General features: G+C 68.1%; 17 protein-coding genes and 5 pseudogenes. 9 read left to right on the top strand and 13 right to left on the bottom strand.

Annotation, left to right across the window (positions count from 1 at the left end):
* Nucleotides 1–8: 8 nt before the first annotated feature.
* The 5 genes and pseudogenes from TNCT6_RS39215 (at nt 9) to TNCT6_RS39195 (ending at nt 11,412) form a co-directional block, all read left to right on the top strand.
* Nucleotides 9–2,342, top strand: a complete 2,334-nt coding sequence (locus TNCT6_RS39215) for a tetratricopeptide repeat protein (protein WP_141367871.1) — start codon at nt 9–11, stop codon at nt 2,340–2,342.
* A gap of 846 nt (nt 2,343–3,188) precedes the next feature.
* On the top strand, nt 3,189–5,492 hold the full coding sequence (locus TNCT6_RS39210) for a tetratricopeptide repeat protein (RefSeq protein ID WP_141367870.1): 2,304 nt from the start codon (nt 3,189–3,191) through the stop codon (nt 5,490–5,492).
* Between the two features lie 256 nt (nt 5,493–5,748).
* Nucleotides 5,749–7,129: pseudogene (locus tag TNCT6_RS39205) on the top strand (IS1380 family transposase).
* A gap of 561 nt (nt 7,130–7,690) precedes the next feature.
* Nucleotides 7,691–8,047, top strand: coding sequence for a hypothetical protein (locus TNCT6_RS39200; protein ID WP_141367869.1), 357 nt, complete (start codon nt 7,691–7,693; stop codon nt 8,045–8,047).
* A gap of 227 nt (nt 8,048–8,274) precedes the next feature.
* Nucleotides 8,275–11,412 (top strand): tetratricopeptide repeat protein, encoded by a 3,138-nt coding sequence (locus tag TNCT6_RS39195; protein WP_172633329.1) that lies wholly within the window; start codon nt 8,275–8,277, stop codon nt 11,410–11,412.
* 83 nt (nt 11,413–11,495) lie between these two features.
* On the opposite strand, the gene TNCT6_RS39190 is transcribed toward TNCT6_RS39195, so the two are convergent.
* From TNCT6_RS39190 to TNCT6_RS39160, 7 genes are all read right to left on the bottom strand, one after another.
* Nucleotides 11,496–12,593: a helix-turn-helix domain-containing protein gene (locus TNCT6_RS39190; protein ID WP_141367867.1), complete on the bottom strand. Its 1,098-nt coding sequence runs from the start codon at nt 12,591–12,593 to the stop codon at nt 11,496–11,498.
* A gap of 128 nt (nt 12,594–12,721) precedes the next feature.
* Nucleotides 12,722–13,819, bottom strand: a complete 1,098-nt coding sequence (locus TNCT6_RS39185; RefSeq protein WP_141367866.1) for a C45 family peptidase — start codon at nt 13,817–13,819, stop codon at nt 12,722–12,724.
* Nucleotides 13,816–14,676 (bottom strand): ABC transporter ATP-binding protein, encoded by an 861-nt coding sequence (locus TNCT6_RS39180; protein ID WP_141367865.1) that lies wholly within the window; start codon nt 14,674–14,676, stop codon nt 13,816–13,818. Before TNCT6_RS39180 ends, TNCT6_RS39185 begins: the two co-directional genes overlap by 4 nt.
* Entirely contained in the window at nt 14,669–15,673 is a 1,005-nt protein-coding gene (locus TNCT6_RS39175; RefSeq protein ID WP_141367864.1) for an ABC transporter ATP-binding protein, read from the bottom strand. The genes TNCT6_RS39180 and TNCT6_RS39175 overlap by 8 nt, the downstream gene beginning before the upstream one ends.
* The gene (locus TNCT6_RS39170; RefSeq protein WP_141367863.1) at nt 15,670–16,587 is read right to left on the bottom strand and encodes an ABC transporter permease; all 918 of its coding nucleotides are present in this window, start codon (nt 16,585–16,587) and stop codon (nt 15,670–15,672) included. Before TNCT6_RS39170 ends, TNCT6_RS39175 begins: the two co-directional genes overlap by 4 nt.
* Nucleotides 16,584–17,531, bottom strand: a complete 948-nt coding sequence (locus TNCT6_RS39165; protein WP_141367862.1) for an ABC transporter permease — start codon at nt 17,529–17,531, stop codon at nt 16,584–16,586. The genes TNCT6_RS39170 and TNCT6_RS39165 overlap by 4 nt, the downstream gene beginning before the upstream one ends.
* Before the next feature lie 127 nt (nt 17,532–17,658).
* A complete protein-coding gene (locus TNCT6_RS39160) occupies nt 17,659–19,152 on the bottom strand; it encodes an ABC transporter substrate-binding protein (protein ID WP_216372889.1) in 1,494 nt (497 codons plus the stop codon).
* Nucleotides 19,153–19,451: 299 nt separating this feature from the next.
* On the opposite strand from TNCT6_RS39160, the gene TNCT6_RS39155 reads away from it, so the two are divergent.
* Entirely contained in the window at nt 19,452–20,471 is a 1,020-nt protein-coding gene (locus TNCT6_RS39155) for a LacI family DNA-binding transcriptional regulator (protein ID WP_141367860.1), read from the top strand.
* 55 nt (nt 20,472–20,526) lie between these two features.
* Here the strand turns inward: TNCT6_RS39155 and TNCT6_RS39150 are convergent, their stop codons facing one another.
* Entirely contained in the window at nt 20,527–21,204 is a 678-nt protein-coding gene (locus TNCT6_RS39150; RefSeq protein ID WP_141367859.1) for a transposase, read from the bottom strand.
* Between the two features lie 12 nt (nt 21,205–21,216).
* On the opposite strand from TNCT6_RS39150, the gene TNCT6_RS40600 reads away from it, so the two are divergent.
* On the top strand, nt 21,217–21,585 hold the full coding sequence (locus TNCT6_RS40600; RefSeq protein ID WP_216372888.1) for a hypothetical protein: 369 nt from the start codon (nt 21,217–21,219) through the stop codon (nt 21,583–21,585).
* 220 nt (nt 21,586–21,805) lie between these two features.
* On the opposite strand, the gene TNCT6_RS39140 is transcribed toward TNCT6_RS40600, so the two are convergent.
* The 4 genes and pseudogenes from TNCT6_RS39140 to TNCT6_RS39120 form a co-directional block, all read right to left on the bottom strand.
* Nucleotides 21,806–23,140 (bottom strand): sugar phosphate isomerase/epimerase, encoded by a 1,335-nt coding sequence (locus TNCT6_RS39140; RefSeq protein ID WP_216372887.1) that lies wholly within the window; start codon nt 23,138–23,140, stop codon nt 21,806–21,808.
* A 255-nt stretch (nt 23,141–23,395) separates the two neighbouring features.
* A pseudogene (locus tag TNCT6_RS41580) lies at nt 23,396–23,703 on the bottom strand (ABC transporter ATP-binding protein); the annotation flags it as partial.
* Between the two features lie 539 nt (nt 23,704–24,242).
* Nucleotides 24,243–24,401, bottom strand: a pseudogene (locus TNCT6_RS41850) (transposase); the annotation flags it as partial.
* Between the two features lie 77 nt (nt 24,402–24,478).
* Nucleotides 24,479–24,976 (bottom strand): annotated as a pseudogene (locus TNCT6_RS39120) (IS6 family transposase); the annotation flags it as partial.
* 69 nt (nt 24,977–25,045) lie between these two features.
* On the opposite strand from TNCT6_RS39120, the gene TNCT6_RS39115 reads away from it, so the two are divergent.
* Entirely contained in the window at nt 25,046–25,351 is a 306-nt protein-coding gene (locus TNCT6_RS39115) for a transposase (RefSeq protein WP_141367857.1), read from the top strand.
* Nucleotides 25,352–25,353: 2 nt separating this feature from the next.
* Nucleotides 25,354–26,229: an IS3 family transposase gene (locus TNCT6_RS39110; RefSeq protein WP_141367856.1), complete on the top strand. Its 876-nt coding sequence runs from the start codon at nt 25,354–25,356 to the stop codon at nt 26,227–26,229.
* A gap of 60 nt (nt 26,230–26,289) precedes the next feature.
* Here TNCT6_RS39110 and TNCT6_RS39105 read toward each other — a convergent pair.
* A pseudogene (locus tag TNCT6_RS39105) lies at nt 26,290–26,517 on the bottom strand (IS6 family transposase); the annotation flags it as partial.
* Nucleotides 26,518–26,527 lie beyond the last annotated feature (10 nt).

Raw genomic sequence — 26,527 nt, 5'->3', positions numbered from 1 at the left:
GCAGGTCGATGCAAGTGCAGGTGCGCGGCGGTGTCGGGGCCGGCGGGGACGTTTCTCACAACGCGATCGGGCCGCACAGCCAGGTCATCGACAAGCGCGAGTACCACATCCATCCGCGAGCTGGGGAGGTCTCGTGGCCGCTGGAGATAGGTGTGATGCCTGCGCTGGCGTCGGCGTTCCAGCCCCGCGCTCTGCTTCGTGAGCAGATCAACGCCGCACGAGCTGGCTCCGCCGCGGTCATGACGCAAGTGCTGTCCGGCGGTGGCGGTGTGGGTAAGTCCCAGCTCGCTGCCGCCTACGCCGCCGAAGCCCTCGAGAACGGCCATGCGGACCTGGTGCTCTGGGCGGCTGCTGGCGAGGCCCAGCAGGTCATCGGCCTCTACGCGCAGGCCGCCGCACTCGTTGCGGCACCCGGCGCGAACGGTGCAGACATTGAGGCCGACGCCCAGGCTTTCTTGTCGTGGCTGGCCACCACGCCACGCCGATGGCTCGTGGTCCTCGACGACATCACAGACCCCACAGCAATTGAGGCGTGGTGGCCGGCAAGCCGGACCGGCACAGGGTGGGTGCTCGCCACTACGCGCCTTCATGATGCCTGCCTCACTGGCGGGGGGCGTGTCCGTATCAACGTTGATGTCTACAGCCCTGACGAGGCCGCCGACTATTTTCAGACCCGCTTGGCTGGTGATGACGCGGCCCATCTCATCGACGCCGCCGACGAACTGGCTGAGGCACTGGGGTATCTACCGCTGGCGCTTGGGCATGCCGCCGCGTACATGATCAACCAAGACCTTGACTGCGGCGAATATCTTGCTCGGTTTACCAGCAACCGACACCGCCTGGACCAAATGCTGCCCGTATCGGCGGACACCGAGGGCTACGGACGACAGGTTGCCGCTGCCCTCCTGCTCTCCCTCGATGCCGCCCAGAACTCTGAACCCATGGGTCTTGCCCGTCCTGCGCTCCAGCTCGTGGCCCTGCTCGACCCGGCCGGTCATCCGCAAACCCTGTGGAACACCCCAGCGGTTCTCGACTACCTCACTCAACAGCGAAGCTCACCAGCCAAGAGGAAGAGACGAGCTTCCCGAAAAGTACCGGTGACCGCTGACCAAGCCCACGCCGTCCTTCAGACGCTGCGCCGCTACGCGCTCCTCGCTTGCGACAAACGCCACGAGCCCCGTGCTGTGCGCCTCCACGCCCTCACCGGTCAGGCTGTCCGCGAAATCACGCCATCAGCGGACTTTCCCGCCTTGGCGACCACGGTCGCAAACGCCCTCTTGCGTATTTGGCCCGACCCGGACCAGCCCAATCGTGACCTCGCAGCCGTTCTGCGCACAAACACTGACGCCCTCGCGGGACACGCCAGAGACCACCTCTGGCGCCCCGAAGGCCATCCCGTGCTCTACCGCGCAGGCCGCAGCCTTCTGGATGCGGGCCTCGATGCGGCAGCGACCGTTTACTGGCAGGACATCACCGCCGACAGCGAGCGCAATCTCGGCCCCGAGCACCCAGACACCCTCATTGCTCGCAACAACCTCGCCCTGTCCTATTTGCGTACAGGGCAGATCGACAACGCCCTGGCGATTCAAGAGCAGAGCCTTATCCAGAGCGAGAGAGTTCTCGGTTCCGGCCACCCCGAAACCCTCACTGCCCAGGCCAATCTCGCCATCTCCTACGCAGAAGCGGGACGCATCGACGAAGCCATCACTCTCCAGGAGGAGGGTCTTGTGGCCGGTTACGAACACGTCCTCGGACCGGACCACCCCAACACTCTCACCGCTCGCGCCAACCTTGCTGCCCTCTATGCGAAGGCGGGACGCATCGACGAAGCCGTCGGTATCGAGGAGCAAGTGCTCGTTGACAAGGAACGCGTCCTCGGACCCGAGCACCCAGACACCCTCACCGCCCGCAACAACCTCGCCACTACCTATGCACAGACGGGGAACGCGAGTAAGACTGTGGGCCTCCTCAAGCAGGTCCTCGTCGGCCGCGAACGCGTCCTCGGGCCGGACCACCCTGAAACCCTCGCCGCGCGAGCCAACCTCGGCGCCTTCCATGCGCAAGTGGGACGCGCTGAAGAAGCCCTTCCCCTTCAGGAACAAGCCCTCGCCGATCGGGAACGTGTCCTCGGGCCGGAACACCCCGACACCCGCGTCACCAGAGCCAAACTCGCCACCACATACTGGCAGGCAGGACGGACCAGAGAAGCCATCAAGCTCCAAGAACGGGTCCTGGCCGATCGGGAACGCGTCCTCGGCCCGGACCACCCCGACACCCGCACCGCCCGAGAAAACCTCGCCGCTGCATACCGGCAGGCGAAGCGGATCGGCGATTCTCACTGACGGCAGCAACGCCGCCCTACGCCCCATAGACCTCCGAGGCTCCGCCGGGGCTGTTGCTTGCACGCCTCCCGAGTGACCTGCCACATGCATGCCAACTGCCGGATTACTGAGTATCGCGCCGAACCTTGTAGTCGGGGATGCGATCGCGCGCTACGGTCTGTTACTTAGGCTTAGCTGACGAAGCGTCGGTTCCGGTTCTGATCCACCGTTCGGTCGGGCGGTGTGAGCGGGGGTAGATATGGCTGTGTCTGGGGCGTCGCGCATCTGGGTCACGGTGACAGCTGTGGTGGCTGGTCTCGCAACGGTGGGCCTGACGCTAGTGGCAGTGATGAAAGACCTCGACACCGCCGTACAGGCGGCGACCGTGGCAGGAGCGGTAGCAACTCTGGCAACACTTCTGGTCTCCGTAATCGCTCTGTTCCGTGGCGGCGGTGGCGCTGGAAGCAGCCACCGCGTACGTGCGGGCCGCGGCGGGGTCGCGGCCGGCGGTGACATCATTGGCTCTGCGCTTGGAGATCACTCCAAGGTGACCGGACCACGTACACGACCGGGTACTCGCCCAGCCCGGCGGGGAACCAACGATGTGCGCGCGGGCCGGGACGGGGTCGCAGCCGGCGGTGACATCACCGACAGCGCCCTTGGAGAGGGCAGCGAGCGGTGAGCTTGTTCTACCGGTCCCGGCGCAAGAGCACGTCCGGCGAACTTGAGGACGCTACGGCACCACAAACACCAAGAGCAGCGCGCAGAGTAACCGCGCGTGCGGGTGGAGTTGCGGCTGGTGGGCCGATCATCGCCTCCGCACTAGGTGAGCACAGCCAGGTCACGTACGTTGAGAAGCAGTACGTGATGAAGAAGCCTGCCGCGCCGGTGCAGTGGCCGGTGCTGGTGGGAACGATTCCCATACTGGCGTCTGCCTTTCAGCCGCGCGACGGGCTGCGTCGGGCTGTCGACGAAGCGCGAGGCCGCGTCGTGCTGTCCAGCGACAGTTCCGTCAACATCCAGCAATCCGACGACCATAGGCCTGTGCAGGTGTTGTCTGGCGGCGGCGGTGTGGGCAAGTCGCAGCTGGCGGCCGCCTACGCTCGCGAAGCGATCAAAGACAACACCGACCTGGTGCTGTGGACGTCAGCGAACGACGTCCAACAAGTCCTCGCCGCCTACGCCCAAGCCGCGCTGCTCGTTCAGGCACCCGGCCGAACTGGTGCGGACCTGGAAGTCGACGCACAGGCCTTTGCCAGATGGCTCGCGTCCACCGACCGACGGTGGCTGATCGTCCTGGACGACATCACCAACCCGGATGCGATCGATCCTTGGTGGCCGGACAGCCAGCGCGGCACCGGCTGGGTACTCGCCACTACCCGTCTTAAAGATCCGCGGCTGACCGGCGGCGGCCGGGTCGGCATCAACGTTGACGTCTACACCCCCGCCGAGGCCACCAGCTACCTCACAACCCGCCTCACCCGCGACGGCAAGGCCCACCTCCTCGACGGCCAAGCCCCCGCGCTCACTGAAGCCCTCGGATGCCTGCCACTGGCTTTGGGCCACGCCGCCGCACACATGCTCCGCGAAGGGGCCACCTGCAGTGCCTACCTGAAACAGTTCACCGACCGAGCCGCCCGCCTCGACGACCTCCTGCCCCACTGGGCGGACACTGAACGCTATGGTCGGCAAGTCGTCACCACCTTGCTCATCGCCCTTGAGGCCACTGACCAGGACCCCCACGGCCGTCTGGCCCGCGCTGCCCTTCTCGTCGCTGCCCTTCTCGACCCCACCGGACACCCCCACGACCTGTGGGCCACCACCCCTCTCCTCACCTACCTCGCCCAGCAACAATCCGTCGGATCAGCTCGACGGATCCTCGCCCTGCGCAGAAAGAAGAAGGCAGCTAGGCCAATCGCAAATGACGAAGCACGAGCCGCGCTACGGCTCCTGGACCGATATGGGTTGATCACCTACGGCAACTCTGCCGACGACCTCCGGGCGGTGCGCATCCACGCCCTCACCGCCCGCGCCGTGCGTGAGACCATCACGGGAATCCAACGCTCAGCGGCCACCACCGCAATTGCCGATGCGCTTCTCCACCTGTGGCCCGACCTTGACCAGACCGAGCCTGAACTGGCCAGCGCCCTACGCACCAGTGTGGACTCACTCATCGCGCACGCAGGTGACGAACTATGGACGCCCACACACCCCCACCAGGTGCTCTTCCGTGCGGGATCAAGCCTTCTCGATGCGGGGCTGGGCAGCACTGCCTCGGCCTACTGGGAACAAATGGCCGCAGACTGTGAGCGGCGGCTGCCGTTGGGTGCTGCGAACCCTAACGCCCTGACTGCCTATAGCAGGCTGGCTGGCGCCTATATGCAGGTAGGACGCACCAAAAAGGCGATCAGGATGCTGAAGCGGGTTGCCACCGACCATGAACAGACGTTCGGTGTCGAACACCCCCAAACCGTCATCGCCCGCCACAACCTGGCCGTTTGCTATTCCCAGTCGGGGCGCATCAACGAGGCGATCAAGCTGCTGAAGGGGGTAGTCGCTGTTCGTGAGCGGTGGCTGGGCTCCGAAGACCCCGACACTCTGGCTGCCCAAGCCAATCTCGCCTTCTGCTATGCAGAGGCGGGGCGGATCAGCGACGCGATCGCGATCGAGGAGCGGGTGGGTCCTGTGCTTGAACGGTTGCTGGGTGCCGAACACCGCCGCACCATGTTCTCCCGCTCCAACCTGGCCTCCTTCTACTGGCGGGCGGGGCGCACCAGTGACGCGATCGAGCTGATGGAACGAGTGGTCGCCGACTCCGAACGGCTGCTGGGGGCCGAGCACCCCGACACCCTGGCTACCCGGACCGAACTGGCCTCCTCGTATTCGCGGGCGGGGCGCACCAGTGACGCGATCGAGCTGATGGAACGAGTGGTCGCCGACACCGAACGGCTGCTGGGGGCCGAGCACCCCAGCACCCTGGCCACCCGGACCGAACTGGCCTCCTCGTATTCGCGGGCGGGGCGCACCAGTGACGCGATCGAGCTGATGGAACGAGTGGTCGCCGACACCGAACGGCTGCTGGGGGCCGAGCACCCCCAGACTCGGACTGCCTCCGATGCACTGTCTCAGTTGCGATCACCCGAGATTGACCTCGGGCAGTCTTCGGAGTGATCCGCTACCCCAACCACAAAGGGTGTGAATGAGCACAGTTGTAGCCAGTGCTCGCCGCCCACACCATCTGACTCGCCCAGGCCATCGACGATGAACGCTCCGGTCGCCAGTTCACGTGCTCACTCGCCATCTAACCTCGCGCTTTCACGAGGTGGCCTGTCCACAGGCTGATCAGAAACACGGAAAGTGCTCTTGACCTGCAACGATAGGACTTGCTGAGGGTCCTGTCGGTTGCAAGGAAAAGAGCACTTTCCAGGTGAGAGAGCCTATCGCGTCGTACCCGCGTGTCCGTGTTCAGGGGGACGGCCGCCAGGTGGTCTCGCAGGCCGGCTCGGTCCTGCTGGTGGAGACGGTCCGCAAGGTGGGCCTTGACCGGGCGATATCTGCGGCACTGGCGCCGTGGCGCAAGCCGCGGGCCGTTCATGATCCCGGGAAGGTCCTCCTGGATGTCGCACTGGCGGTCGCGATGGGCGGGGACTGCCTGGCCGATGTCGGCATGCTGCGGGCCGAGCCGGCCATGTTCGGGCCGGTCGCCTCCGACCCGACGGTCTCCCGCCTGGTTGACACCCTCGCAGCCTCCGGGGAGAAAGCCCTGCGGGCCATCCGTGCCGCGCGGGCTGAAGTCCGCCAAAGTGTCTGGCGGTTGGCCGAACGGAAAGCGCCTGATGCGGACGGGTCGGTGACTGTTGACCTCGACGGGGTGCTGGTGATCGCGCACTCGGACAAGCAGGGCGCCGCACCCACGTGGAAGCGGACCTACGGCCACCACCCGTTGATGGGGTTCGTCGACCACGGACCGGGCGGCACCGGGGAGCCGGTGGCGGCCCTGCTCAGGCCGGGGAACGCGGGCTCGAACACGGCCGCCGACCACATCACCGCCGCCGGCCTGGCCCTGGCTCAGCTCCCGAAGAAGTACCGGCGCGGGCGGCAGACCCTGATCCGCACCGACTCCGCGGGCGGCACCCATGACTTCGTCGCCTGGCTGGCCCGGCGGGGACGGTGGCTGTCCTACTCGGTCGGCATGGTGATCACAGATGCGATCCACGAGCACGTGCTGAAGGTTCCGGCATCCGCCTGGACGCCGGCCGTCGAGGCGGACGGCGAGATCCGCGACGGCGCCTGGGTCGCCGAACTCACCGGCGATGTCCTGGAGGGTTGGCCGAAGGGGATGCGGCTGATCGTTCGGAAGGAAAGGCCGCACCCCGGGGCCCAGTTGAGACTCACCGACGCGGACGGCATGCGACTGACGTGCTTCGCCACCAGCACCTCCGGCCGGCCGGCCGATCGCCGAGCTCGAGCTCCGTCACCGGCTGCGGGCCCGGGCCGAGGACCGGATCCGGGCCGCCCGGGCCACCGGGCTGCGGAACCTGCCCCTGCACCACACCGCCCAGAACCGCATCTGGCTGGAGATCGTGCAGATCGCACTGGACCTGCTGGCCTGGATGCCGATGCTCGCGCTGACCGGGAAGGCCAGGCTCTGGGAGCCCCGTCGCCTGCGGCTCCGCCTGTTCACCGCGGCCGGACAGCTCGTGACCACCGGCCGCCGGCGGGTCCTCCGCCTGGCCCGGCACTGGCCCTGGACCAGCCACATCACCACTGCCCTCGACCGGCTCGCGCTCCTGCCGAACCCCGGCTGACCGACGGATTCCCCGTCCCTGCGACAGCACCTCAACACCCGGAACAGTGGAACCCGGCGCCACCCCGAGGCGACACTCGGGCCTCGGCCCTGCCCAGCCCCAGCCCACCGCGCGAAAACGGTCCACCGACTCCGTCGACGGACCGTCACGAAACTTCGAGGCTAAAACGCACAGTCACAAGTTTATAGCAGCCCTGGAATTCGGCCGGGCCAGAACTCGAAATCTATCGACTGGACAGGCGAGAAATTCGCGCCCCGGGCGGGTGGGCGGCGGATGGCCGCCTGACGGCACGCCAACTTGTCTGTGGTGTCCTCAACAAGCGTCAGCAGCGTTCGGGGCGGTACCGGCACTGACCGCACGCGGTGCAGCCGCCGCACGGCTGGCACCACGGACACTTCGGGTACCGTCGCAGGTGGCGCGGGGCTACGCTCAGAGAAGCAAGTGTGCTTTGCTATGGGGGTATTCGTGATGGCAGGACTGTCGGGGGCAGCGCGGGCTGCCGTCTGGGCGTCGGCGGGGTTGTGCGCCGCAGTGCTGGCCGGGCTCGCGATCGTAGCTGTAGTGGTGGACCTGGACACGGCGGACCGTGCGGCCAGTGTGGTGGGTGCCGCCCTAGGCGTCGTGGGACTCCTCGTCTCCGTCTACGCACTCTTCAGACCTTCCCCAAGCCCGTCGCCCTCGGGCACGGGTACGACCCGGCGCGTCCGCTCCCGCGGCCGCCGCGCCATGGCGGCCGGCGGGAACATCAACGGAAACGCCTTCGGCACCCGGGCCACGGTCCGCCCGTCTGCGCCCACCGCTGCGCCCACGCCTCCGGCCGACGACGTCGAGGGCGACGTACAGGCATTCGGCCGTGACGCGCTGGGCGCGGCCGGAGGCATCAGCCGCAACGCCTTCGTCGACAACAGCCGCGCCTGATGACTGGCGGCACACCACCACGGACTCCCCCTCACACCCACGTGGAAGTGGGCCGAAGAGGGATCGGAGCGGGCGGAGACATCAAGTACAACGCCTGGGCTCGCGGCAGCTCGGTGGAGCACCACCAGCACTACCATCAGGCTCCACGGCCTCCCGTCGAGTGGCCCCTGCGTATCGGCGCCCTGCCCCCGCGAGCCGGTTTCTACCAGCACCGCTCCGAAGAGGACGTGCTGCGCTGGGCACTCGAGGGCGGCGGCGGCACGGCCGTCCTGACCGGCGGCGAGCAGGTCTTGTCCGGGATGGGCGGGGTCGGGAAGACCCAACTGGCTATCGACCTCGCCACCTCCGTGTGGGACGCCGATTCCCCAGTGGACCTGGTGGTCTGGGTAGCGGCCGGCGAGCAACAGTCGATCATCGACCTCTATGCCCGGGCCGCCCGCATGATCCTGACTGATCGCGAGGTCGACAAGGACAAGGAGTTGGCAGCCCAGCAGTTCCTGACCTGGCTCAGCACCACCGAGCGCAGCTGGCTGATCGTCCTGGACGATGTCACGGCACCTCGCGACCTCAACGGCCTGTGGCCACCGCGCACGTCGACCGGGCGAATCCTGGTCACCACCCGATCTCGCGACGCCGCGTGGACCACGGACTCCCGCAAGGTCATCCACATAAGTGTGTTCACCGAAGAGCAGTCGCTGGCGTATCTGCGACGGGCCCTCGGCCGTACCGAACGCGGTCACCGGCACGACGCAGACGCCCAACTGGCCGAGCTGGCCCACGAGATGGGCCATCTGCCGATCGCCGTGGCCCAGGCGGCCGCCTATCTGGTGGACGTCGACCTAGACGTGTCGGCCTACCTCGAGCTGCTGGCCGATCAGGCCCGCTCCTTGGACGAGGCACTGCCACAGGAGGACGCGCTGCCCGACGGGCAGCGCGATCAAGTACCGGCGGTCTGGGAGATCTCCGTACGGCGAGCCCAGAAACTGCGTCCGGCGGGGCTGGCGCGGCCAGTGCTGGAACTCGCCGGGGTGCTGAACGGCGCCGACATCCCCGACGGCCTGTTCGTCACGGAGGCGGCGTTTCAGTACCTGGATGCGCGGCGTTCCACCCCCGGGAAGCGAGCGCCGGATGCGCGGGAGGTGTGGGAGGCGCTGCGCGTTCTGAACCGGCTCAACCTGCTTGACCACAGCGCGGGTGACACGGCTCGGGGGCGGCCTGGTCAGGTACGGATCCACCAGCTTGTGCAGCGGTCCGTGCGCGAATCCACCCCTGACCTCTCCCAAGCCGTGCGGGCAGCGGCCGACGCGCTGGAGAGCTCGTGGCAGGAGACCAAGCGCGATCAGAGTCTGTGTCAGCGGTTGCGCGCGAACGTACCGCCGCTTCGGCTCCACGGCCTGGAAGCACTGTGGCGGCCCAGGATGCACCCCATCCTGAACACGTACGGCGCCAGCCTCGGGGAGTCCGGAGCATCGGCTGCCGCGGCCAAGTACTTCGCGGCTGTATCCGTCGATGCCCACCACTTCCTGGGGGAACGGCGTCCCGAGACCCTCGGCCTGCGAGCGAATGCGGCGCATTGGCGTGGGCAGGCAGGCGACGCGGCCGGGGCTGCGGCGGCCCTCGCGGAGCTGCTCCCCGATCAAGAGCTGCTCCAAGGGCCCCGCCATCCCAACACCCTGACTCTGCGCACGAACATCGCTGGCTGGCGAGGAGAGGCCGGAGACGCTGCCGGGGCCGCCCAAGCATTCGAATCCCTCGTGCCCCTGCATGAATTAGTACTGGGCCTCGACCATCCCCTCGTCCTCAACGCCCGCCACAATTTGGCCGCCTGGCGAGGAGAGGCCGGGGACGCCGCCGGGGCAGCGGAAGCGTTCGCGCAGGTTCTGGCCGATCGGGAGCGTGTGCTGGGCCCCGACCATCCCGACGCCCTCAACACCCGGCACAATCTGGCGACCTGGCGGGGACGGGCGGGCGACCCTGCCGGCGCGGTGTCACTGTTGGAGCGACTCGTGGCCGACTGTGAGCGGCTTCGGGGCCCGGACCATCCCAGCGCCCTCTCCGCCCGCCACAACCTGGCCGACTGGCGCGGGGCCGCAGGGCGCCCTGCCGAGGCAGTCGCCGAACTCGTCCAGGTGGAGGCCGACATGCAACGCGTGCTGGGGCCCGAGCACTTCATGACTCTCGAGGCTCGTCACGACGTGGCCACGCTGCGCGCCGAGGCGGGAAACCTGCAAGCCGCGATCACCGAGCTCGAGGAGGTACTGGTGCTCCGTGAGCGGACGCTGGGCCGGGATCATCCGGCGTCCTTGGCCACGCGGCACAATCTCGCCGGCTGGCGAGGGCAGGCGGGCTCGGCGGGTGAAGCGGCGACAGCCTTTCGCGCGCTGGTCGAGGACATGCGGCGGCTCTTTGGGCTGCGGCATCTGGACACCATGACCGTTCGCGGCAATTTCGCCAACTGGCTCGGCCTGGCAGGAGACCCCGAAGCAGCGATCGAGGTCCTAGAGGCGCTCCTGTCCGATGAGGAGAGCGTCCTGTCACCCGGACATCCGGCGACCTTCCACACCCGGCACAGGCTCGCCGTATGGCGCAACGCTGCGGGTGACCCGGACGGAGCGGTGCGGGTGCTGGAAGCCCTGGTGCTGGCCATGCGGCTGGCGTTGAGTCCCGACCATCCCGAGATGCTCAGTGTCCGCCACGACCTGGCTTGTCTGCGGATCAACGCAGGGCAGACCGATGTCGCCGCCCGCGAACTGGAGCAGGTTCTCGCCGACCGACAACGTGTCCTCGGCCCGGACCACCCCGATGTGCTCACGACCGCGCGCAATCTGACGACCTTGGGCGAGCAGCGGGGGAACGCCGCAACTGCGGTTGGCGACAGCCGCGAAAGCTCCCCCGCCGGGACCGGTGCACCGGATCCCGTGCACTGCCTGGTCACCACCGCCCACTCCCGCGCCGCCGCCCTGGCGGACGCGGAAGACCTGCCTGGTGCGGTGTGCGTGCTGGAGGATCTCGTGGCGGAGCTGCACACCACGCTCGGCCCCGATCACCCGGCGGCCCTTGTGGCACGCAACCAGATCGCCGTCTGGCGGGGCATTGCCGGCGACCCCGCCCGTGCCGTCGAGGAGCTCGAAGCGCTCCTGACCGACATGCGGCGCGTGGCCGGGGAAGGCCATCCGGCCACGCTGACTGTGCGCCACAACCTCGCAGGTTTCTACGGACAGGCAGGAGACGTCCCTCGTGCCGTCGCTGAGCACACGCGATTGCTCGCCGACGAGATCCGCGTCCTCGGCGCGAAACACACGCAAACCAAGAGCACCCAGGACAACCTCGCTCACTGGCGCACACGGGCAGACGAATCCTTCTGATCAGCCCCGGACGCTTGATCGGGATGCGGACGCAAGCCCCGCATCCGGCCCCTTGCGCTTGCCGGAAACCTCGTCCGTGCAGGTCACGCGGCGTGTTCGTACTCGTGGAGGATGCCGCCCAGGCGTTCGCGCCTGCGTGTGTCGAGGCGGGCGATCTGCGTTGGATCGTTGATCGCCGTGGGCAAGGGGTGTAGCGGTCGGGCGTTCGCGATGCCCTGGTGCGGCCTGTGCTCGTTGCAGAAGGACTCGAACTCGCGCAGGACGTACAGGGGATGGCGCTGGTTCCAGATCAAGGTCCGGTCCAGCAGTTCCCGTCGGCACGTTTGCACCCACCTCTCCATGATGGAGTTCATCCTTGGCATCTGAACGCCGCTGAGCACCGCCTCGATCCCCGCGTCCTTCAAGATGGCGTCGAATAGCTCGGGGAACTTGCGGTCTCTGTCCCGGATCATGAAGCGGGCTCGGCAGCTCGCGTCCTCCAGGTCCATGACGAGGTTCTTCGCGGCCTGGACCACCCAGGCCGCGGACGGGTGAGCAGTGGCGCCCAGGATGCGGACCCGGCGGTTGGCGTGCTCGATGACGGCGAACACGTACAGCCGCACTCCGGACAGGGTGACCGTTTCGAAGAAGTCACAGGCCAGCAGGGCGTCGGCCTGGGAGCGCAGGAAGTCGGCCCAGGTACTGGAGCTCCGTTCGGGCGCCGGGTCGATCCCAGCCTCCTTCAGGATCTCCCATACCGTGGAGGCGGCCACCTTCACGCCCAGCACGAGCAGCTCACCGTGCACTCTCCTGTAGCCCCAGCTGGGATTTTCGCGCGCCAGGCGCAGTACCAGGGCTCTGATCGAGTGCACGGTCCGTGGCCGGCCCGGACGCTTCGGCCGAGAACGGGCCGCGTGGCGGCACGCGATCAGGTCGCGGTGCCATCGCAGCACCGTATCCGGGCGCACCAGCAGCCGCACCCTGCGCAGGACGTCCCGCGGGAGCTGGTGCAGCAACGCCGCCAGGAACGTCCGATCGCTCGCGTCGAACCGCGGCCTGTTCCCGCCCAGTTGCCGTTCCAGCACCGTGATCTGATGGCGCAGCGCCAGGATCTCCACCTCTTTGTCTCGGTCGCTCATCGGCAGCATGCGCAGCAGGGCGAACGCATTCGTCACGCCCAGGTAGGCCAGTCGCATCAGCACGACCGATCATGTTGCCGCAGCCGTCGCCAGCCGCGCCAGAGCACCGACTCGAGCGACCGGCGTCAAGATCCCGCGCACCCCACATACTGACCCCACCAGGACGGATGAGGTTTTCGGCAAGGGCAGGGTCAGAAGACTTCAGCCCAGGATGCGGGGTGGAAGGTGCAAGGTCCGCCCGCATGGGCGGCGAGCCCTCCCCCTGCGACGTCCAGGGACACGGTGGCGAGCGTCTCCCAGCGCTTGCCGATCACCTCGTCCGGCTGGGTGTGGCAGCAGAGCTCCGCGCCCTCGTCCGCGTGGCAGGTGAGGGCCTTGACCAGGGTCTCCCGGTCCGGCGCGCTGATCGCCGCGGTGCGCTCCTGCAGGACGTTCATCCGCCGGTAGGTGCTGGGGTCCTCGACTCCCATCACCTCGCCACCGGCGAGTGCCTGGTCGACGAAGTGGTTGGTGCGCAGTAGGAAGCCGTCCTCGCGCGGACGCAGCAGTACCGATCCGGCCGGGCTGAGTTCGATCGCTGCCGCGGTGGTCCGGTCTTCCGCGTGGTCGGCCAGCGTCAGGGAGCTGGATGCCGTCACCGGTGTGCCGGTGGCCAGTTCGACGGCTTCGGGGACGCTTGCGCAGGTGTCGAGGATGCGTCGGGCCAGGGCGTGCACCGGTATCCACGTGCCCGCTGCCTCGGTCGACTTGTCCGAGGTGTGGCCGAGGATGTTGAAGTGCAGGCCCAGGCCCGCCTTGTTGACTCCGATCTTGCCGACGATGCCGAACTCGGTCACCGTGTGCACGACCCGGCCGTCGGGGTGTTCGATGGTCCAGACGAACCAACCGTCCCGCATGCCGTCGTGCCAGTCCCAGGTCTGGGTGGTGACGGGCGGACGGCCGTCGGCCGGGGCGTACACGACCGTCGAGCACTCCGGGTGCTGTGTCCGGCCGAACCGGCCGAGGATCTCCGTTCGGGCGTTGAGCGCGGCGATCCGCCACACGGGCAGGCCGGCGCCGCGCGCGATGCCGTCCATCTCCTCGGCCAGTTCCGGGGCCCAGGCGCTGATGTGCTCGAAGGCCCGCAGGCTCCAGTCGGTGACGTCCTGCGGCGTGGCGCCTGCGGCGGCGAAGAGCTGGTCGTAGAAGGCACTGGCCTGCCCGATGCGGTCCGGGAAGGTCTTGCCCAGCTGCTGCCCGCGATCGCCGGGGGCTGCCTGGGCCGACCGGAAAACCGTAGGGGTGGTCACGATGTCTCCTCCATGGCGAGCGCCTGGCGCTCGTCCTGGCTCATTCGCCGCGGCTTCCAACCGGGGCCGGGCACGGATCGGCGCAGCATGCGGGTGTACGGATGCTGCGGGTCGTCGAGGATGCGGGCGGTGGGGCCGGATTCCACGATCCGTCCCTTGCGCATGACGATCGCTTCCTCGCTGATCTGCCGTACGACGGACAGATCGTGGCTGATGAACAGGTAGGTGAGGCCGGTGCGTTCGCGGATGTCGGCGAGCAGGTTGAGGATCTGTGCCTGGATCGACACATCCAGCGCGGCCACCGCTTCGTCCAGCACCAGCACCTTGGGTTCGGCGGCGAGCGCTCGGGCGATGGCGACCCGCTGCCGCTGCCCGCCCGACAGCGCGGAGGGAAGCGCGCGGGACTGCCGTTCGTCGAGGCCGACGTCGGCCAGCAGCCGGGCGATCCGCTCCTCGTGTTCGTTGCGGGACGGTTTGAAGTGCAGGTCGATCACTTCGCCCAGGGCGTCGCGGACCGACCTGCGCCGGTTGAGGGATCCGTAGGGGTCCTGGAACACCATCTGGATCTCGCGCCCGCGGCGGCGCCGTTCGGCCGTCCCGGCACGTCCCGGTTTGCGGGGGCGGCCGAGGACGGTGATGCTGCCGGAGGTCGGGGTCTCCAGGCCGACCACCATCCGGGCGACCGTGGACTTGCCGGAGCCGGACTCCCCCACGATCGCGAGCGCGCCGCCGGGCCGGACCTGGAAGCCGACGCCGTCCACGGCGGTGAACTCGGTGGTGCCCCGTCCGTCTGGGCGGCGGACGCGGAACACCTTGCGAAGCTCGGTCACTTCCACGACAGGGGTGTGGTCAGACATCGCGCACCTCCGTGCCGGAACGTCGGAGAACGGACTCGAGCTCTTCGCTGCGGTGGCACCGGACCTGGCCCGAACCGATCGGCCGCAGGGCCGGGGCAGTGGCCGTGCACTGGGGCTCGGCGTAGGGGCAGCGGGGCGCCAGGGCGCAGCCGGAACCGACTTCGAAGGCCGAGATCGGTCGTCCCGGGATCACCTCCAGGCGGTCGGCGACCCGGTCGATGCGCGGCCGGGAGTCCAGCAGGAGCCGGCTGTAGGGGTGTCTGGGCCGGTCCTCGAGCGCCTGCGGCCGGCTCTCCTCGACGATCGAGCCCGCGTACATGACCGCGATCCGGTCGCACACCGCGCCGGCCAGCTCCAGGTCGTGGGTGATGAACAGCATGGCCAGGCCGTGTTCCCGGCGCATCTCGTCCAGGATGCCCATCACCTCGGACTGGGTGGTGACGTCCAGCGCCGTGGTGGGCTCGTCCGCGAGGATCATCCGGGGGCGGACGGCGATCGCGGCCGCGATCACGACCCGTTGGAGCAGGCCGCCGGAGAGTTCGTGTGGGTATTGGCGCATCCGGCGTGAGGCGTCGGGGATGCCGACATCGGACAGGATGCGCTGGACGAGGGCGCGCGCTTGCCGAACGCCCTCGCCGTGGTTGGCGACCAGTGCCTCGACCAGGAAGTCCCCGACGGTCGACACGGGGTTGATGGCGGCGCGCGGGTCCTGGTGGATCACCGCGACCTCGTGGGACCGGAACCGGCACAGGTCCTTGGCCGACATGGAGAGGACGTCGGCGCCGTCGAAGTCGATCCGTCCCGAGGTCTCGGCCCCGCCGGGGAGCACCCGGAGAACGGAGCGCACCGTCATCGACTTGCCGGAACCGGACTCGCCGACCAGGCCGACGGCCTCGCCCGCGCCGACGTCGAGCGAGACGTCGTGCAGCACGGGGCGTCGCTCGCCGTCGACGTTCAATGTCACATGGAGGCCGTCCAGGCGCAGCAGCGGGCTCATGCGCGGCCTCCTGCCTTGCGGCCGCCGAGGCGTTCGCCCAGCACGCTGAACGCCGCGACCGTGATGACGATCATCAGGCCCGCGTACAGAGACTGCTGGGGGAAGCCCTTCACCAGGGAGGCCTGGCCGCTGGAGACCATCAGGCCCCAGTCGGCCGTGGGCGGCTGGACGCCGAGACCGAGGAAGGAGATCGCGGCAAGTTCGATCATTGCGGATCCGAAGTTGATGGTGGCACCGGTGAGGATCTGGGGGGTGATGTTGGGCAGGATCTGCCGCACGCAGATGACGAACCCGGAGAAGCCTTGGATCTCTCCGGACGCGATGTAGGGCAGCATGCGTTCGCGCAGTGACACGCTGCGCAGCACCCGTGCGGTGTACGGGGTGAAGCCCACCGCGAGCGCCAGGGACGCCTGGAGCAGCCCGCGGTCGTACAGCGCGATCACGATGATGGCCAGCAGCAGGCTGGGGAAGGCGAACAGCAGGTCGAGCAGACGGGATATCAGGTCGTCGACGCGGCCGCCGAACCATGCCGCGGTGAGTGCCAGCAGGGTGCCCAGCGCCGCGGTGACGGTGACGACGATGAAGGGGCCCAGAAGGCTGGTCCGGGCGCCCCAGATCAGCCGGGAGAGCAGATCACGACCGGAGTTGTCGGTGCCGAGCAGATGCTCCGCGCTGGAGGACTGGTAGGTGGCGGCGAGGTCGACCTGCAGCGGGTCGTAGGGAGCGATCCAGGGGGCGAGGATCGCGATGGCGGCCATCAGGACGATGAAGGCGGCGGCGACGGTGCCGGTGATTCCGACGTGGGTGACGAAGCGCCCGATCATGTTCCGGCGGCCGGTGGGGCCTCCGGAGCGGGCGGCCTTTCCTGGAGTGCCTGCGGTAGCCGTGCCCGAGGCGTTGACGCTGTCGCTCATGAGCGCTTCCCTCCGAGCTTGAACCGTGGGTCCAGCCATGCGTAGAGCACATCGACGGCCAGGTTGACGAGGCCGAATGCAACCACCAGGGCGAGCGCGATGGCCTGGACGACGGCGAAGTCCTTCTGGTTGACGGCATCGACCAGAGCAGAGCCGAGACCGTCGAGGGCGAACGCCTTCTCGACCACGGTCGCGCCGGCTATCAGGGCCGCGATGTTGACTCCCACGATCGTGGTCACCGGAAGCAGTGCATTGCGCAGCACATGCCGCCGGACCACCAGGGAGCGCGGAAGTCCGCGTCCGATCGCGGTGGCGACGTGTTCGGAGTCCTTCTCCTCCATGATCGAGGTCCGGGTGATCCGTGCGACCACCGCGCCCGAGGGTATGGCGAGCGCGATCGCCGGCAGGGTGAGATGCCAGAGCCGGTCCGCCAGGCCCTCACCGGACCCGAACACGGGGAACCAGCCGAGCTGCACGGAGAACAGGTTCATCAGCAGCAGTGCGGCGAAGAACGTGGGAACGGCGAAGCCCATGCTGGTGACGACCAGCGCCACCGTGTCGAGCAGGCCACCGCGCAGCCCGGACACCACGCCGACCAGCACGCCGAAGACGACGAGGAGCACGGCGGCGTACAGCGTGAGCAGCAGCGTGGAGCCGACACGCGGGGCGAGCAGGCTCGCCACGTCCTGACGGAACACCAGGGACTGGCCGAGATCGCCGCGGACCACTCCGGTGATCCAGTCCCAGTAGCGGATCGGGAACGGGTCGTCGAGGTGGTATTGGGCGCGGATCGAGGCGAGCGTCTCGGGGCTGATCGAGCGGCCCTGGGTGAGGAAGGTCTCCGGCCTGCCCGGTGCGAGGTACAGCGCACCGAAGATGAGGAAGCTGGCAACGATCAGGGTCGCGGCCAGCGCGAGCAAGCGCCGGAAGAGAAATCCGAGCATGGGCTGTTCCTGCTGGAGAGGTCTGCGGGGGAGCGCGGTCGGGCAAGCCGCCGCGCTCCCCTGCCGGAATGCGGATGAGGACGTGCGCCGTGGGCGCCTGGGTCGGTGGGCGCTACCTGCTAGGCGCTCACTTGGCCGAGCCCACGGCTGCGGCCCACGGGTAGTACAGGTAGACGAAGGAGGCGGGTGCCCCGGTGATCTTGCTGTTCATGAACAGCCGGGTCGACGGAGCGACTATGGGCAGCCACGGGGTCTTGGCCATGTACTTGGTCTCGATCTGGGCGGTGAACTCTGCCCGCTTGGTGTCGTCGTTCTCCGCGGAGGCCTGGTCCAGCAGCGCGGTGATCTCGGGGGCGGAGAACTTGTCGTAGTTCTCGGCGGACCCGGGGTCGATGTGGTTCCGCAGGAAGGCCAGCGGCTCGGGAACGTCGAAGTAGTTCGTCGTCATGAAGCCCGAGTAGCCCTTGCGAGCCTCGGCGTCGGAGAAGAAGGCGCCGTACCGCGCGCTCGGCACACCCTTGGGCTGGATGTCCAGGCCGATCTTCTTACCTGCGCTCTGCACCTCGGCGAGGATGTCCTCGTAGACGGTCCGCTCGCTGGGGTATGCGATGGTGATCGGCCCGCTGGGCTTGCCGGCCTCCTGGACCAGCTTCTTGGCACCCTCGATGTCCACCGTGGTGGGCAGCAGCTTGTCGTATGCATCCTCGTAAACCTTGGACGCATAGGAGTAGCTGCCCGGCGGCACCACGGACCGCAGCGGCGCGGCGGTGCCGGCGAAGACGGTCTTGCTGATGGCCTCCCGGTCGGTGGCCATCAGCAGGGCGGTACGCACCCGCGGATCGGAGAAGGGGCCGTCGCCGGTGCCGATGATGGCCACCATCTGCATGGACTTGCCCAGGTACAGGGTGCCGTTGGTGGCATTGGACAGCTGGTCGACGGCATCGGTCGGAACGTCGTACGAGCCGTCGATCTCACCGGTCTTCAGCGCGTTGGTGAGGGTGGCCGGGTCCACGATGAAGCGGAAGTCGAACTCCTTGGCCTTCGCCTTGCGCGACTCGTCCCAGTAGGCGTCGTTGCGCACCAGCGTGACCTGGGAGCCCTTGTCCCACTTCTTGAGTGCGAAGGGGCCCGTACACATGACGCCCTTGTCCGGGGTGCCGAACTTGGCCCCGGCCTGCCGGGTGAACGCGGCCTCGGTGACCGCGCCGAGCGGTGTCGCCATGTAGTCGTTGATGACGACGTCCGGCTTCTTGAGGGTGACGGTGACCTGGTAGGCGCCGGTCTTCTTGACGCTCGCGATGTTGCCGGTGAGCATGTCGCCGGCCCAGTAGGAGCCCTCGGCGGGGTCCAGGTGGCGCTTCAGGCTGAAGACGACGTCATCCGCCGTCATCTCCTTGCCGTCCCAGAACTTCACGCCCTTGCGAAGGTTGTACACCCAGGTGGTGGGCGTGGGATGGTCCGCCGACTCGGCCAGCCCCGGCGTGACGGAGAAGTCGGGGTTGACCCGCATCAGGCTCTCGCAGAGGTTCGAGAGGACCTCGTTCTCCGGGTAGTTGTAGGACTTGAGCGGGTCCAGCGAGGTGGGCTCGCCGTAGGGCACGTTCCACGTCACTCGGTCCACGTCACCCTTGGGGGCGGGGGTGTCGACGAGTGTCCCCGTGGCGGCGCTCCGGTCAGCGCTCGGTGACTGTGCCGGTTTCCCGCATCCGGCCAGCGAGATCACGCTCGCGATCGCGACGGCGACAAACGCTCTCTTGCGCACTTCCAGCCCTTCTGGTCTGTCCCCGGGCATGCGGCAACGGTGTCTTGACAGGTCTGCGCGAAGATCGCTGCCACCGGGGATGGGCAACCTCAGATGGGTAGAGAGTCGCGTAGTAAATCGTTTTGGTCAATCGTTTTGGTGGTACGTTTTAGAGCGTGATGAGTCCGTCCGAGAGAGTGACGATCCGCGATGTAGCGCGGGCTGCCGGCGTGTCGGCGACCACCGTCTCGCATGTGCTCAACGGAAAGGGCTCGGCTGCGGCGGCAACGCGTGAGCGCATCCTGCGCACGGCCGCCGAGCTGCGGTATCGGGCCAACCCCATCGCCCAGAGCCTACGCGGCGGCCGCACCGGGGTGGTCGCGCTGGCCATCCGTCCCCTGGACGCCATCGGTTACACCCTGCAGGGCGTGGACTACTTCGTCCGGCTGGCGGGAGCCGCCGCGACCGCGGCACTCGACCGCGGCTTCGGACTCATGCTCGTACCCGACCTCACGCGCAGATCCGTACCGGCCGCCATGAACCTGGACGGCGGCATCGTCGTCGACCCGTTCGTCGGCGACCCTGTCCTGGCCGAACTGCTCGACCGGGGCCTGCCCGTGGTCTCCACCGGCCGTGACCCCGCCCGGCCCGAACACATCTGGTGGACCGGGACCGATGACCGCGCCGAGACCCGGCGGATGCTCGATCTGCTCTTCGAACGCGGCGCTCGCCGGATCGCCTTTGTCGCGGGTACGGACGACAACGCCTGGAACCACGACACGATCGAAACCTACCTGTCATGGACCCGGGAACGCGGCCAGGAGCCGATCCTGGAACGGGTCCCGGAAGAACGCGGCGAGGCAGGCGGAACCGAGGTCGGCGGGTTGCTGCTCTCCCGCCCGACTCCCCCGGACGCCATCTTCGCCAACACCGGCCGCCACGCCGCCAGCATCGCACGCACGGCGATCAACCTCGGCTGGGACATCCCCCGTCGTCTGCTCATCGCCGCAGGCTCGGACAGCGAGCACACCCGGTTCGCGGCTCCCGGCATCACCGCCCTCGAACTCGCCCCCGAGGCCACCGGCCGACTCGCCGTGGAGCTCCTGCTCGAGCGTCTGGCCGACGACCTGGGACCGGTGCCGCCAAGGATCGTCTCTGCGACGCTGCACGAGCGCGAATCCACCGCGCGCTTGGGCTAGCTACTGATTCCCAATGTGGTTGTCAACGCCTGGCTCGTGACTGACTGTAGCCACCTCAGCCAAGGCTGGCAGCACGAGGTGGCGGGCTGCCCTCGAAGGGACGACCGTCGCGTAGGAGTGCCCATAGGACGTTCAGGCGGCGGCGCGCGAGGGCGATGACGGCCTGCTTATGAGTCTTCTTCTCGGCCCTCTTGCGTTCGTAGAACGCCTTTGAGACTGGGCAGCATCGGGCCGCGACCTGGGCGGACATGTAGAAGACCCGCATCAGGCGGCGGCAGTAGCGACGAAGTTGGCGCATATTGCCGCTGATCCGGCCTGAGTCCTTCGGAACGGGCGCCAGGCCGGCGACACCGGCGAGGCGATCGGCGGTGCCGAAGACGCTCATGTCGCCGCCGGTATGGGCTATGAACTCGGCGGCTAGGACGGGGCCGATGCCGGGCATGCTCAGGATGACCTCGGCGTGCGGGTGGTCGCGAAACCGGCCCTCGATCAGGGCGTCGGTCTCGGCGATCTCCTCATCGAGGGCCATTACCTCCCTCGCCAGCCTGGCCACGACGGCTGCGGCCAGCTTCTCTCCGGGAACGGCGGTGTGCTGGGCCTCGGCAGCTTCGGCAGCGGTGGCCGCGACGATCCTGTAGTTGCGGACCTTGCGGTTCTTCAACCAGACGGCCAGGCGGTTCCTGCCAGTCCCGCGGAACAGCAACGCTGGCAGGGAAAGCAAGCTGCGGGTCACCTTGTACAACAAGTGTCGGCGACGGCTGAAAAGTGGACCAGTAGCGACGCCTACCGCGGCGAGCGCTCGCCGACGGCGGACGGCCTGTGGGAGATCCACTACAACCCCCACGCTCCCTGCCAGGTCTGGGTACGCCTGCCGAAGCCCGACCAGCCGCGCGGATATGGCTGGGAGGCGGTGCCGTGGATCCACCACACCCTGGTCAACGCCCCGTTCACCGACTTCACCTGGCAACACATCCGACGCACCGTCGCCCGCCGCGCAAGCCAGTTGGTCCTGATTGCGTTGCGCGCCGATGCGAGCGTGATCTTGCCGGCGAAGACGGCGTTCTTCAGCTTCGTCTCCACCTCGTCCTTGGTGTGCGTGGTGGGCGAGCCGTAGTAGGGCTCGGGCCAGAGATTGGCTGGGTCGGTCGGGTGGCCGCCCAGCTCCAGCGGCACGCGGCCGCCCGCTGACCAGGTTTGGTGCCTGAACCGCCCTCGCCGAAGATCGATCGCCGAGGGCGGCTCGGTTGGGGCGGCTGCTCAGCGCACGAAGCCGGAGCCGGTCGCTGAGCGGCTCCGAGAGCAGCACGGTACCGCGGCTGCGGTGGCCGGATCCGTCAGCCGAAGACGTCGGCCACGGGCAGCAGCACAGCGTTGAGCTGAGTCCGCAGCTGCTGGGCCGTATCGGGTTTGATGCCGTGGTCTGACGCCAGACCGCGCTTGAGGTTCGCCAGGTGGGCCTTCATGGCGGACGGCTGGTTCTGGTTGAACTCCCGGCCGGCCTGTCCGGCCATGTCGGCGAGGTTGTGCCAGGAATCGTTGGTGAATCCGCCCGAGTGGCCCGCCCGAGTGATCGCCGTCTCGAGTGCGTCGAAGGGGTTCGCCTGCGAGATGGCCAGCCCGGCCTTCACTTCGGCCAGGAACGAGGCGATCTGCTCGAAGGGCGGGGTGGGCTGGTTCTTCGGGTTGTCCGGTGCGTCCTTGTCCCACAGGAGTTCACACGGCATGTAACCGCGGTAGTCCGACAGCCGCAGACCGGTGAACAGGCGCTGGTACTCCATCATCGGCTCGTCGCTGTCTGCGCCGGCGGGCTTGCGCTTCAGCTGGATGCTCGTCGAGCGCGGTACCGCCTTCATGATGTCCCGGTACCAGTCGTAGTCCGCGCCGGTCGGTGCTTCGAAGGGGCGGAAGTAACCGGTGTCGTCCATGATGGACAGATTCGTGTCGCCCACCCAGTCCAGTATCTGCAGTGTCTGGTCGGCCGTCGCCGTCATGTCCCCGTGGTTCTGGAGGGTCACTTCAACGCCCTTGCCGGCGGCATAGGCGGTGACCTCCCGCAGAGCCGGGACGATCCGCGACTGGGTGACCCCCTCCCAGCCTCCCGCCGTGCCGATGTCCTCCGGCACCACGCCGGAGAAGACGCGGATCCCGGGAGCGCCGAGTACCGCGGCGATGTCCGTCCAGAACTTCGTGCGCTGGACGTCGAGCTCCCGCCGGGAGGCGTCGGGGTCGGCGAAGTCGTTGAACACACCGGTGCCGCTGACTCCGATGCCGAGGTTGTCGCAGTGGTCGCGCAGCCCCGCCGCGAACGAGACGATCTCACTGATGGGCCGGGTGGGCATGGTGTGCGTGTCGTAGCCCGGGATGAAGTACGCGGTGATGTCCACCTGGTCGCAGCCGGCGTTCTTCGCCCAGGTGATGGCGTCGGCCGTGGTGATCGGGGGTGCGGACTTTCCACTGCGGCCCTTGATCCAGGAGTTGATGTTCTGGTTGAAGCAGTACAGGCTCATGCTGACCGGGTAGGTGCTGGAGTTGTACCGCCGGCTGGTGCGGCTCGGCTGCTCGGCGGGAGCAGCCGGGGCGGCAGCGTAGGCCTGGTCCGGCGAGTTGAGGGCGATCGGTGCGGCCAGCGCCGCTCCCATGGCGGCTTTGAGGGCCTGACGTCGGTTCACGTATGCTCCCTGGAAACGTGCGTTCACAGTGACAAAGCGGGCGCGCCCCGGCAGGCATCACGCCTGCCGGCGCGCGGTGCGACATCGGTTTGGCTCACGGCCTGCCGCGTCGACCGGCCGCCCACGGTGTGGCGTGTGGCGGGCCCGTGGTTGCCGAGAGAGCCACTGGGGCGGCGGGTGCGCCCCGTCGAGAGACGTGGCCGGGGCCTCAGCCCTGTCGGCTCGGCGGCCAGGGTGTTTCTCCGGGCTCGCGGACTACTCGGCGGCGTGCGAGGCGCCGAGTAGCTCGCGGATCCGGGTGGTGGCCGCCGCGAACTGTGGGCTGGCCAAGGTGGAGGCGTAGTCCCGGCCCAGGGGGAGATCAACCGGAATGATCTCCTCAACCCGGCCCGGCCGGGGGGCATCACCACAACGCGGTCGGACAGGTACACCGACTCCGGAATGGAGTGCGTCACCAGCAGCACGGTGGTGCCTGTGGCCTGCCAAATGTTGCGCAGCTCGACGTTCATCTGCTCCCGTGTCAGAGCGTCCAGCGCCCCGAAAGGCTCGTCCATCAGCAGCACCCGCGAGGAGAGCCACGGTGGTCAGTAGGATCCACCTGAACTTCGTTCTGCGAACTACCATCCTGCCACCCTAGGGTTGTTGGTAAGCGCTTTCTGAAGGGCTCGGCTGAACGTAGCGACGCGCAGGTGGGACGTCAACGGGCAGTCATCGCTGGGTATTACAGGCGGACAGGTGTCCACCGCGCCGTCACCAACTCTTCACGCACTCCGGTGGCGGGGGCTGTTGACGCCTCAGGGGGTGCTGGTTGGTGAACTGGGTGGTCGCTGGCCTGGGGTGTTGATAGTTGGTTGTGAAGGCCAGGTGGGGCCGCCCCCTGATTGATGGGTCGGGTAGCCCGAGGGTGAGATCCCCTCGGGCTACCCGACCCCGTTTTCCTGAGCTTGTCGTTTATCCAGTTCGACGCGGTCTTGTGCCGACCTTGTGGTGGGCGGGACGCCTGAACGCCTCACCGGTGGCGAGCACTCTGCCCACGTCATGACGGGTGGCTGGGCGGAGGTTCTTCGAACCCGGTGGCCGAGCTGGTCCGGGCCCGGGACGCCCCGCCGTGCTTGCGGGGCTGCCCGCCGCGGGAGGTGGAGCGGCGCGGGCCGGCATCCCGGAGCATGACCCGGTCCGAGCGCAGCCGACCGACCAGCTCGACGGGCAGATCGGCCAGGACGTAGGCGAGGCGGGTAACGTCGTAGCCGGTGTCCATCACGGCGCTGTCACGTTGTTGGGTGTGTGAGTGTCTGATGGCGCCGTCGGGGCGTGGCGGGCTTGCGCTTCGGGCCTGGGTCAGGCCGTGGTGGACCGGTCGGCAGCGCCGGTGATCTGGTCCCAGATGGCGAAACGGACAGTCATCTCGGCTCGGTGGTCGGGGGCTGTCATCAGGTGGCGGCGGGGCCGGAAGTGGGGTGAGATGCCGCTGAACGCGGACAGGAACCGCTGGGCTGCACCGACGGAGCGGAAGCCCTTCATCGCGCGTTCGCGCTGGCGGGTGGGCTGGTGGCTGTTCTCGGCCCGGTTGTTGAGGCCCTTGTGTGAGCGGTGCTCGACCGAGGGCATGACCTCGTGGTGGGCGGCGCCGTAGGAACGGAGCTTGTCGGTGACGATCACCCTGGGCACCGCCCGGGTCTTCTGCATCAGGCGGCGGAAGAAGCGTCTGGCGGCGGCCTTGTCCCGGCGGCTCTGCAGGAGGATGTCGAGCACGTTGCCGTCGGCGTCGACGGCCCGCCACAGGTACTTCCGCTCCCCGTTGATCTTCACGAAGACCTCGTCCAAGTGCCACTTGTTGAAGTTCCCCCCTGGGGCTGGACAGCCTGATACTGGGACGGTCGGTCCCGGAGGAAGCAGTTCCAGGTAGTGAGCAAGAAGAGCAACACGAGCAAGCGGTACACGGCCGAGTTCAAGCGGGACGCGGTCGCGCTGGTCCATTCGTCGGGGAAGACGGTCACCGAGGTCGCCCGTGAGATCGGGGTGAGCCCGGAGGGCCTGCGGAACTGGGTGAACCAGGACAGGGCAGATCGGGGCCAGGGGGCCGCGGGTGCTCTGACCAGCGATGAGAAGGAAGAACTGCGTCGTCTGCGGCGGGAGAACCGGGAACAGCAGCAGACGATTGAGGTCCTGAAAAAAGCCGCGGCCTTCTTCGCGAGGGAGTCGACGAAGTAGCCGTGCGCTACGCGTTCATCGACGCGGAGAAGGCCACCGAGAAGAACCCCGGTGGTCACAGTGTCGCCCTGATGTGCAGAGTGCTGGGCGTATCTCGCTCGGGCTATTACGCCTACCTCGCCGCCCGCCCGGCAGCCGAGGAACGAGCCCGCCAGGAGGACGAGCTGGTCGACGAGATCCGGCACATCCACGACGTGTCGCGGCGGGCCTACGGCGCCCCGAGGATCACAGCCGCGCTGCGCAGGAACGGGCACCAGGTCAACCACAAGCGGGTCGAGCGGATAATGCGTGAGCACGACATCCGCGGGATCACCCGCCGCCGGCGCCGCAGCCTGACCCGGCCGGACCGGAAGGCGGCCCCGTCACCAGACCTCGTCGGACGCAACTTCACCGCCACCGAGCCCGGCACGAAACTGGTCTCCGACATCACCTACCTGCCCACGCTGGCCGGCTGGTGGTATCTCGCCACGGTGATCGACCTGGCCACCCGCGAGGTCGTCGGCTATGCGATGGCCGACCACCATCGGGCCGGACTCGTCGTCGACGCGCTGAGGATGGCCGTCGGCCGAGGCGGGCTGAAGGACGGCTGCATCGCGCACTCGGATCGCGGCTCGGAATACTCCTCACGCGAATACCGCGCCCTCATAGGGGAGTTGGGCCTTCGGCAGAGCATGGGCAGAACAGGCTCATGTTACGATAACGCCGCAGCTGAGAGCTTTTTCGGACTGTTGAAAGCGGAGATCGGCACCACGATCTGGGAATCCCACGAGGCGGCTCGCGCCGACGTCTTTCGCTTCATCGGGTCGAGTACAACCGCACCCGCCTGCGCAAGCACCCGGTCTACGGATACGTCACCCCGGTCGAAACCAGGGCCCTGACAGCACAAGACCTTGCCCCCGCAGCGTAACCATCCGCTGTCCACGATCATGGGGGAACTTCATGTCCCCGGGCCGGGGCCGGCTGCGATGCAGTCCGTTCGCGTAGGCCTGGCCGAACTTGGCGGACCAGCGGCGGATGGTCTCGTAGGAGACGATGACGCCGCGCTGGAGCATCAACTCCTCGACCTCGCGGAAGCTGAGCGGGAAGCGGAAGTACAGCCACACGCAGTGGGAGATGACCTCGACCGGGTACCGGTGCCCCCTGTACGACGGCGACGCGCTCCCCACGGGGGATCCC

The sequence above is a fragment of the Streptomyces sp. 6-11-2 genome (assembly GCF_006540305.1).
GTDB lineage: Bacteria > Actinomycetota > Actinomycetes > Streptomycetales > Streptomycetaceae > Streptomyces.
This window is presented reverse-complemented; position numbering and strand designations above follow the sequence as displayed.

Excerpts from the sequence above, each read along its gene's own strand:
- TNCT6_RS39215 (WP_141367871.1), top strand. The coding sequence starts at position 9 with ATGCAAGTGCAGGTGCGCGGCGGTGTCGGGGCCGGCGGGGACGTTTCT.
- TNCT6_RS39155 (WP_141367860.1), top strand. The coding sequence starts at position 19,452 with ATGAGTCCGTCCGAGAGAGTGACGATCCGCGATGTAGCGCGGGCTGCC.
- TNCT6_RS39165 (WP_141367862.1), bottom strand. The coding sequence starts at position 17,531 with ATGCTCGGATTTCTCTTCCGGCGCTTGCTCGCGCTGGCCGCGACCCTG.
- TNCT6_RS39175 (WP_141367864.1), bottom strand. The coding sequence starts at position 15,673 with ATGAGCCCGCTGCTGCGCCTGGACGGCCTCCATGTGACATTGAACGTC.
- TNCT6_RS39180 (WP_141367865.1), bottom strand. The coding sequence starts at position 14,676 with ATGTCTGACCACACCCCTGTCGTGGAAGTGACCGAGCTTCGCAAGGTG.
- TNCT6_RS39170 (WP_141367863.1), bottom strand. The coding sequence starts at position 16,587 with ATGAGCGACAGCGTCAACGCCTCGGGCACGGCTACCGCAGGCACTCCA.
- TNCT6_RS39210 (WP_141367870.1), top strand. The coding sequence starts at position 3,189 with ATGAAGAAGCCTGCCGCGCCGGTGCAGTGGCCGGTGCTGGTGGGAACG.